Source organism: Pseudomonas sp. GYB4201, assembly GCF_056312595.1.
The window spans coordinates 3,674-11,679 of the sequence record NZ_JBWGIG010000076.1 but is presented as its reverse complement, the minus strand read 5'-3'; the positions used below and the strand labels follow the sequence as shown (position 1 = coordinate 11,679).

Here is an 8,006-nt window from a genome sequence, read left to right as displayed (position 1 = left end):
CGCGGCCAAGGCCGGCTCCTACCACGAACAGTGTAGGAGCCGACTTTAGTCGCGATGCAGGCGACGCCATTTCAAGACAGTTGCTGCTACGCAAGGTCCGTCGTAGCAGCGGCCGCAGGCCGCGTCCAAACACCCCGCGCATCCCCAGGCACACCGCGCAACGGCCGGACGCGGCCTAACGGCCGCTGCTACGGGTGGTGTTCATACCGGCCGGGGCATCAGGAACCGCGCCAGCGCCGGCAGCAGCCACAGCGCGCCGAACATGTTCCACAGCAGCATGAAGGTCAGCATCAGGCCCATGTCGGCCTGGAACTTGATGGCCGAGAAGATCCAGGTGCACACGCCGATCGCCAGGCACAGGCCGGTGAACAGCACTGCCTTGCCGGTGGATTTCAGCGTCTGGTAATAGGCCTCCTGCAACGGCAGGCCCGCACGCAGGAAGCTTTCCAGGCGGCTGTAGATGTAGATGCCGTAGTCCACGCCAATGCCCACGCCCAGCGCCACCACCGGCAGGGTCGCCACTTTCACGCCGATGCCCATGAACGCCATCAGCGCGTTGCCCAGCACCGAGGTCAGCACCAGCGGCAGCACGATGCACAGCGTCGCGGCGAACGAGCGGAAGGTGATCAGGCACATCACCGCCACGCAGATATAGACCAGGATCAGGATGGTCAGCTCGGCCTGCTTGATCACCTCGTTGGTGGCCGCCTCGATGCCGGCGTTGCCCGCCGCCAGCTGGAACTGCAGGCCGTCGCTGTCATGGCTGGCGGCGAACTGCTTGATCACCGCCACGGCGCGGTCGAGGGTCTCGGCCTTGTGGTCGTTGAGGAACACCAGCAGCGGCGCCAGCGAGCAATTGCCGTTGTACAGGCCATCGGCGCGGGCCACCGAGCTGTTGAGCACCTCGGGGTTGCGCGACAGGCTTTCCCACTTCAGGTTGCCCTCGTTCATGCCCTTGATCACCTGCGTGCTCACCGTGACCAGTGACACCGTCGACTGCACCCCGGCGGTGTTGTCCAGCTGCCACATCAGCTCGTCCATCGGCTGCATGGTCTCGTAGCGCGAGCAGCCTTCGGCGGCGGTCTGCACCATCACCACCAGCACGTCGGAGCTGGTGGCGTAGTGGTCGATGATGAACTGGTTGTCCTGGTTGTAGCGCGAGTCGGGGCGCAGTTCCGGCGCGCCCTGGTCGAGGTCGCCGATCTTCAGGTTGTGGCCGTACCACAGGCCGCCGCCCAGGGCGATCAACGCCAGCGCCACGGAAATCGGTGCCACTTTCGGGCTGGCAAAGTTCGCCAGCGCACGCCAGAACGGGTGCTCGCGCACCGCATCCTTCTTGCTGCGCTCGATGGCGCGTTTGCTGATGCCTACGTAGGAAATCGCCACCGGCAGCAGGATCAGGTTGGTGAACACGATCACCGCCACGCCGATCGAGGCGCCGATGGCCAGCTCGCGGATCACGCCGATGTCGATGATCAACAGGGTGATGAAGCCCACGGCGTCGGCCAGGATCGCGATCATGCCCGGCAAAAACAGCTGGCGGAAGGTGCGCCGCGCTGCGGTCAGGGCGTTGTCGGCGTCGCTGGACTGCAGGGCGATGCCGTTGATTTTCTGCACGCCGTGGGAGATGCCGATGGCGAAGATCAGGAACGGCACCAGCATCGAATACGGGTCCAGGCCGAAGCCGAACGCGTGCATCAGCCCCAGCTGCCAGACCACCGCCACCAGCGTGGTGCTGAGCACGGCGATGGTGCTGCGCAGGCAGTTGGTGAAGAAATACAGCAGCACCAGGGTGATGACGAAGGCGACGCCGAAGAACATCACCACCATGATCAGGCCGTCGATCAGGTCGCCGACCTTCTTGGCGAAGCCGACGATGTGCACCTTGACGTTGGGGTTCTGCGCCTGGAACTTGTCGCGGATCTTTTCCTCAAGGCTGTGGGAAAATTTCTGGTAGTCCAGGTTCAGCAGCTTGCCCTGGTCGTTGGGGTCGGGGTAGGACTCCAGCAGCGGGATCTCGACGATGCTCGACTTGAAGTCGTTGGCCACCAGCCGCCCCACCTGGCCGGACTTGAGGATGTTGCTGCGCAGCAATTCGAGGCTGTCGGCCGAGCCGTTGTAGCTCTGCGGGATCACCTCGCCGCCGGCAAAGCCTTCCTCGGTGACCTCGGTCCAGCGCACGCTGGGGCTCCACAGCGACTTCATGCCCGAGCGGTCGACGCCGGGAATGTAGAACGCCTCGTCGTTGATCTGGCGCAGGGTCTCCATGTAGTCCTTGTTGAAGATGTCGCCGTTCACCGCCTCCACCGAGATACGCACGGTGTTGCCCAGGTTGGCCAGGTCGTTGCGGTGCTCGAGCATGCGCTGGATGAACGGGTGCTTGAGCGGGATCATCTTCTCGAAGCTGGTGGAGGGGCGGATCTGCGTGGCTTGCCAGAACAGGAAGAGGCTGGCGAGCAGGCAGAGGATGATGACCGCGGGGCGGTTGTTGAAGATCAGGCGTTCCAGCAGGGTGCCCTGGGGTGCCGGGAAGCGTTGCTGAATGCTCATGGTTGCACGGCCTCGCTGCCGTTGATGTTCGCGCGATGCGCACCGTTTTCGCCTACCAGCAGCAGGCCGTCGCCAGCGGCTGCCGCGGCTGCCAGGGCCTGGCGGTCCGGGCGGGTGACGCGGCTGAAGCGCTGGCCGTCGTCGACGCTGCGCAGCACCGTGCCGCCCTCGCCCACCAGCACCAGCGTGCCGTCGTGCAACAGCCGGGCGTTGGCCAGGCCGGCGTCCAGCGGCCCGCGTTCGCCCTGCACGGCGATGGTTTGCCAGCTGTCACCGAAGTCAGTGGAACGGAACACATGGCCGCGCAGGCCGAACACCAGCAAGGTGCGGGCCTGGGCGGTGGCGACGGCGCCGAACAGCGTGCCCTCGTAGGGGCCTTGCAGGCGCTGCCAGCTGGCACCGCCGTCCGCGGAACGGAACAGCAGGCCCTGCTCGCCGACGATCACCAGGCCAGCGTCCTTCACCGCGGCAATGGCGTTGAGGTGCAACTGGTCGGGGTTGTCCAGCCGTGCGCTGGCGTCCTGCCAGTGGCTGCCGCCGTCCTCGGTCACCAGCAGCGCACCGTAGGCGCCCACGGCGAAACCGTGGCTGACGTTCTCGAACCACACCCCCAGCAGCGGCGCCTGGCGGGCCGGGTCCTGGAACTGCAGGGCCCAGGTGGCGCCGCCGTCGGCCGTGGCGAGGATCTGCGCGTCGTGCCCCACCGCCCAGCCGTGCTGGGCATCGACGAAGTACACCGCCGTCAGCAGTTGCTGGCTCGGCACGCTCGCCTGGCGCCAGCTGCGGCCCTGGTCATCGGACAGCAGCACATGGCCGCGCTCGCCCACCGCCACCTGCCGCGTGCCGACGCTGGCGACGTCGGTCAACAACCCCGACGCCGCCCGTGGCAGTTCGCCGGCCTGCACGGCCCCGGCCATCACCAGCGCCAGCCACCAGGCGCCCCCCTTGCCCACCCTCAACCGCTGCCTCGCCACCGCACTCGCTCCCATGACTGTCGCCGCCACCCCCAGGGCGCGGCCCGGGGCCATTCTAGGGAGCCGCCCCTGGCCCACGCACTTCACCTTTGGCTATAGGCATAAGAATTTGCTGGAAGGCAGAACCCGGCGCGCTCCCTACCATGCGGCAGACCTGGAGCACAGGGGATATCACCAGCAGCCAGCGGGGCAACTGACCCCGCGTCTTAGCCATGCAGGTTTTGGGGGAGAGCAGCGTGAACACGATAAAAACCTTGGGGACACTGTATCCCCACACCCTGGCAATGGCCGTGGCCCTTGCCGGCGCCGCGCCGGCCATGGCGGCGGATTTCAGCATCGGCGACATCGAGGGCCACCTGGACTCGACGCTGTCCATCGGCGCCAGCTTCGGCACCGCCAACCCGGACAAGCAGTTCATCGGCACCGCCAACGGCGGCCACGCCGCCACCCGCACCAGCGACGACGGACGCCTGAACTTCAAGAAGGGCCAGGCGTTTTCGGAGATCTTCAAGGGCGTGCACGACCTGCAGCTGAAGTACCAGGACAGCGGCGTGTTCATCCGCGCCAAGTACTGGTACGACTACGCCGTGGAGCACGGCAACACGCACCTCTACGACATTGACGACAGCGGCCGCGACGAAGCCGCCAAGGGCCAGGGCGCAGAGATTCTCGACGCCTTCGTGTACCACAACTACAGCATTGCCGACCTGCCGGGCAGCGTGCGCGCCGGCAAGCAGGTGGTCAGCTGGGGCGAGAGCACCTTCATCGGCAACTCCATCAACGCCATCAACCCGGTGGACGTCTCGGCCCTGCGCCGCCCCGGCTCCGAGGTCAAGGAGGGGCTGATCCCGGTGAACATGCTGTACGTCAGCCAAGGCCTGAGCGACAACCTGTCGGTGGAAGCCTTCTACCAGCTGACGTGGCAGAAGACCGAGCTGGACAACTGCGGCACCTTCTTCGGCAGCGACGTGGCCGCCAAGGGCTGCACCCAGGGCATGACCATCAACGGCAGCGACTTCGACCGCACGGCCAGCAACTACGGCTACGTGCCGCGCGGCAGTGACGACGATGCGCGCAACAGCGGCCAGTTCGGCGTGTCGCTGCACTGGACCGTGCCACAGCTCAACGACACCGAGTTCGGCTTCTACGCCCTCAACTATCACGCGCGCAACCCCGAGTTCAACTGGACCGTGGGCAAAGGCGCGCTGGCCGACCCGGTGGGCGGGCTGAGCGGCAAGGGCGGCGTGAGCACCGCCACCTACTACCTCACCTACCCCGAGGACATCCACCTGTACGGCCTGAGCTTCGCCACCAACGTCGGCGCCACGGCGCTGTCGGGCGAGATCAGCTACCGGCCGAACATGCCCATGTCGCTCAACGCCAGCGACGTCTCCAACGCCGCCGTGCTCGGTTCGGCCGCCACCAGCGCGCTGGTCAACGCCGGCCTGCCGATTTTCAGCAGCGGCTGGGCCAGCTCGGCCTACGGCTCGACCATCCAGGGCTACAAGCGCATGCCCTACACCCAGGCGCAGACCACCGCGGTGCGCACCTTCGACCACGTGCTGGGCGGCGACCGCCTGAGCCTGGTGGGCGAAGTGGGCATGGGCTACATCAGCGGCCTGGGCGCCACCGACGGCTCGGACCTGCGCTTTGGCCGCAGCAGCGTCTACGGCAACGGCGCGCTGGCCGACGCCGGCACCGCCCTGCTGCTGGGCGGGCTGTCGGGCAACGCCATCTGCCAGGCGCTGAACAGCTCCAACCCCGGCCAGTGCAACAGCAAGGGCTACTACACGCCGATCTCGTGGGGCTACCGCCTGCGCGCGGTGGAGGAATACAGCGACGTGTTCGCCGGGGTCAACCTCAAGCCCAACATCACCTTCTCCCACGACGTGCGCGGCAACGGCCCGACCTTCACCGAGGGCAGCAAGGCCATCAGCGTGGGCGTGGATGCCGACTACCTGACCAAGTACACCGCCAGCCTCAGCTACACCAACTTCTTCGGCGGCGATTACAACACCAACACTGACCGTGACTTCGTCGCCTTGAGCGTCGGCGTCAGCTTCTGATCCTGCGAGGTACCCGATGAAACACTTGCACCTGTTTACCCTGAGCCTGTGCTTGCTGGCGTCCCACGTGCACGCCGCGGTGACCGCCGACCAGGCCGCGCGCCTGGGCGCCGACCTCACCCCGGTGGGCGCGCAGAAGGCCGGCAACGCCGACGGCAGCATCCCGGCCTGGACCGGCGGCCTGCCGGTGAACGCCGGCAAGGTCGACGCCGACGGCTTCCTGGCCGACCCGTTCGCCAGCGAGAAGCCGCTGTTCGTGATCACCCAGGCCAACGCCGCGCAGTACAAGGACAAGCTCACCCCGGGCCAGCTGGCGCTGTTCGCCCGCTACCCCGACAGCTACCGCATTCCGGTGTACCCCAGCCACCGCACGGTGAGCCTGCCCGACAAGAGCCTGGCCGCCACCCGCCAGAACGCCACCGACACCCAGCTGGTGGCCGGCGGCAACGGCCTGGAGCACTACCACCCCGGCGCGGTGCCCTTCCCTATTCCCAAGGACGGCCTGGAGGTGATCTGGAACCTGATCGGCCGTTACCGTGGCGACACCATGAAACGCATCGTCATGCAGGCCTCGCCCCAGGCCAACGGCGACTTCACCCCCACCGTGCTCAAGCAGGAGCTGGCCTTCCCCACCGGCCTGAGCGACTACGACCCGCAGGAGCAGGCGAATATCCTCAGCTTCTACCGCGAGGAGTTCCTGGCCCCGGCGCGCATGGTCGGTGGCGTGCTGCTGGTGCACGAGACCGTGGACCAGGTGAAGGAGCCGCGCGAGGCCTGGATGTACAACGCCGGCCAGCGCCGGGTGCGCCGCGCGCCGCAGGTGGCCTATGACAGCCCCGCCGCCGAGGGCTTGCGCACCTACGACGACTTCGACCTGTTCAACGGCGCCCCGGACCGCTTCGACTGGAAGCTGGTGGGCAAGCAGGAGCTGTACATTCCCTACAACAGCTACCGCCTGGAAGCGCCGACGCTCAAGTACACCGACATCGTCAAGGCCGGCCACATCAACCAGGACCTGACCCGCTACGAGCTGCACCGGGTGTGGCACCTGACCGCGACGCTGAAGCCGGGCGAGCGGCATATCTATTCGCGGCGTGATATCTACATCGACGAAGACAGCTGGCAAGGCGCCGAGACCGAGGCCTACGACGGCCACGGCGCGCTGTGGCGGGTGTCGGAGGGCCATGCGAGCTTCTTCTACAACGTCAAGGCGCCGTCCTTTGCCGCCGAAGTGCACTACGACCTGCTGTCGGGGCGCTATGCGGTGAACTCGCTGCACAACGAGGAGAAGAACGGCTACACCTTCAACGTGCCCATGAGCCGCAAGGACTTCACCCCGTCGGCGTTGCGGGTGACCGGCATCCGCTAGAAGCGGACGCGGCCTGGCGGCCGCTGCTACGGTGTTCGTGAATCCCGTAGCAGCGGCCGCCAGGCCGCGTCATAGGCCCGAATTTTGCTTTGAATTCATGAACATCCTGAAGTTCGGCGAGTGCTCATGAAGTTGCATCAACTGCGGGCCATGGTCTCCATCTGTGAAAGCGGCAGTATCCAGGAGGCCTCGCGCCTGCTGCATATCTCCCAGCCGGCCCTGTCCAAGGGCATCAAGGAACTGGAAGCGGAGCTGGGCGTGCCGCTGCTGATCCGCTCCAACCGCGGCATCACCGCCACCGAGTACGGTGAACGGCTGGTGCGCCGCGCACGCCTGATCCTCGAGGAAGTGCGCCGTGCGCGCGAGGAAATCGAGACGCTCAAGGGCGTGATGGACGGCAAGCTGTCCATCGGCGTGTCACCGGTGACGCCGGGGCCGCAGTTCGTCAACAGCCTCAACCGTTACCGCAAACGTTACCCAAAGGTGCACATCCAGATCCACGAGCTGCGCCCTTCCAAGCTGATGGAGGGCCTGCGCGAGGGTTTGCTGGACATGGCCCTGACCTCCCTGCCCGCCGCGCGCTGCACCGATGGCTTCCATTGGGTGGAGCTGTTCGAGCAACCCGCGGTGCTGGCCGTGCGCACTGGCCACCCCAGTGCCGGCGCCACCAGCCTGGCCGAACTGCGCGAGCTGGACTGGCTGCTGCAGGACTCCATGGAGCAGTCCAAGGTGAACATGATGTTCGAGCACCATGCCATCGCCTGGCCCGACAACGTCATCGAGTGCGCCTCGGTGGTGCTGTTTTCCGAGATGGCCGCCACCAGCGACGCGGTCAGCTACTGGTCGCAGCGCATTCTCGACCGCACGCAGAATTTCACCAACGGCCTGCAGGTGCTGAAGATCACCGAGCCGGTGCCGCCGATGAACATCTCGCTGGTGTGCCGCGACCAGGAGCTGATGACGCGCGAGGCCAAGGCGCTGGCCGATGAGCTGATCTATGTGTACAAGAGCCCGCATGCGGTGAAGGCGCCGGAGCTGGCCTGACAC

The 8,006-nt window shown here is 66.5% G+C and carries 5 protein-coding genes; 3 read left to right on the top strand and 2 right to left on the bottom strand.

Annotation, left to right across the window (positions count from 1 at the left end):
• Positions 1-201: 201 nt before the first annotated feature.
• Both AC0Z2B_RS32260 and AC0Z2B_RS32255 read right to left on the bottom strand, forming a co-directional pair.
• Positions 202-2,550, bottom strand: coding sequence for an efflux RND transporter permease subunit (locus AC0Z2B_RS32260; protein WP_476302198.1), 2,349 nt, complete (start codon positions 2,548-2,550; stop codon positions 202-204).
• Positions 2,547-3,578, bottom strand: coding sequence for a WD40/YVTN/BNR-like repeat-containing protein (locus tag AC0Z2B_RS32255; protein WP_476301455.1), 1,032 nt, complete (start codon positions 3,576-3,578; stop codon positions 2,547-2,549). Before AC0Z2B_RS32255 ends, AC0Z2B_RS32260 begins: the two co-directional genes overlap by 4 nt.
• Before the next feature lie 182 nt (positions 3,579-3,760).
• Between AC0Z2B_RS32255 and AC0Z2B_RS32250 the strand changes: the two genes are divergently transcribed.
• The 3 genes from AC0Z2B_RS32250 (at position 3,761) to AC0Z2B_RS32240 (ending at position 8,003) form a co-directional block, all read left to right on the top strand.
• Positions 3,761-5,590, top strand: coding sequence for a DUF1302 domain-containing protein (locus tag AC0Z2B_RS32250; protein WP_476301457.1), 1,830 nt, complete (start codon positions 3,761-3,763; stop codon positions 5,588-5,590).
• Positions 5,591-5,606: 16 nt separating this feature from the next.
• Positions 5,607-6,959, top strand: a complete 1,353-nt coding sequence (locus AC0Z2B_RS32245) for a DUF1329 domain-containing protein (RefSeq protein WP_476301459.1) — start codon at positions 5,607-5,609, stop codon at positions 6,957-6,959.
• A 126-nt stretch (positions 6,960-7,085) separates the two neighbouring features.
• Positions 7,086-8,003 (top strand): LysR family transcriptional regulator, encoded by a 918-nt coding sequence (locus AC0Z2B_RS32240; protein WP_476301460.1) that lies wholly within the window; start codon positions 7,086-7,088, stop codon positions 8,001-8,003.
• The last annotated feature ends 3 nt before the right edge of the window (positions 8,004-8,006 follow it).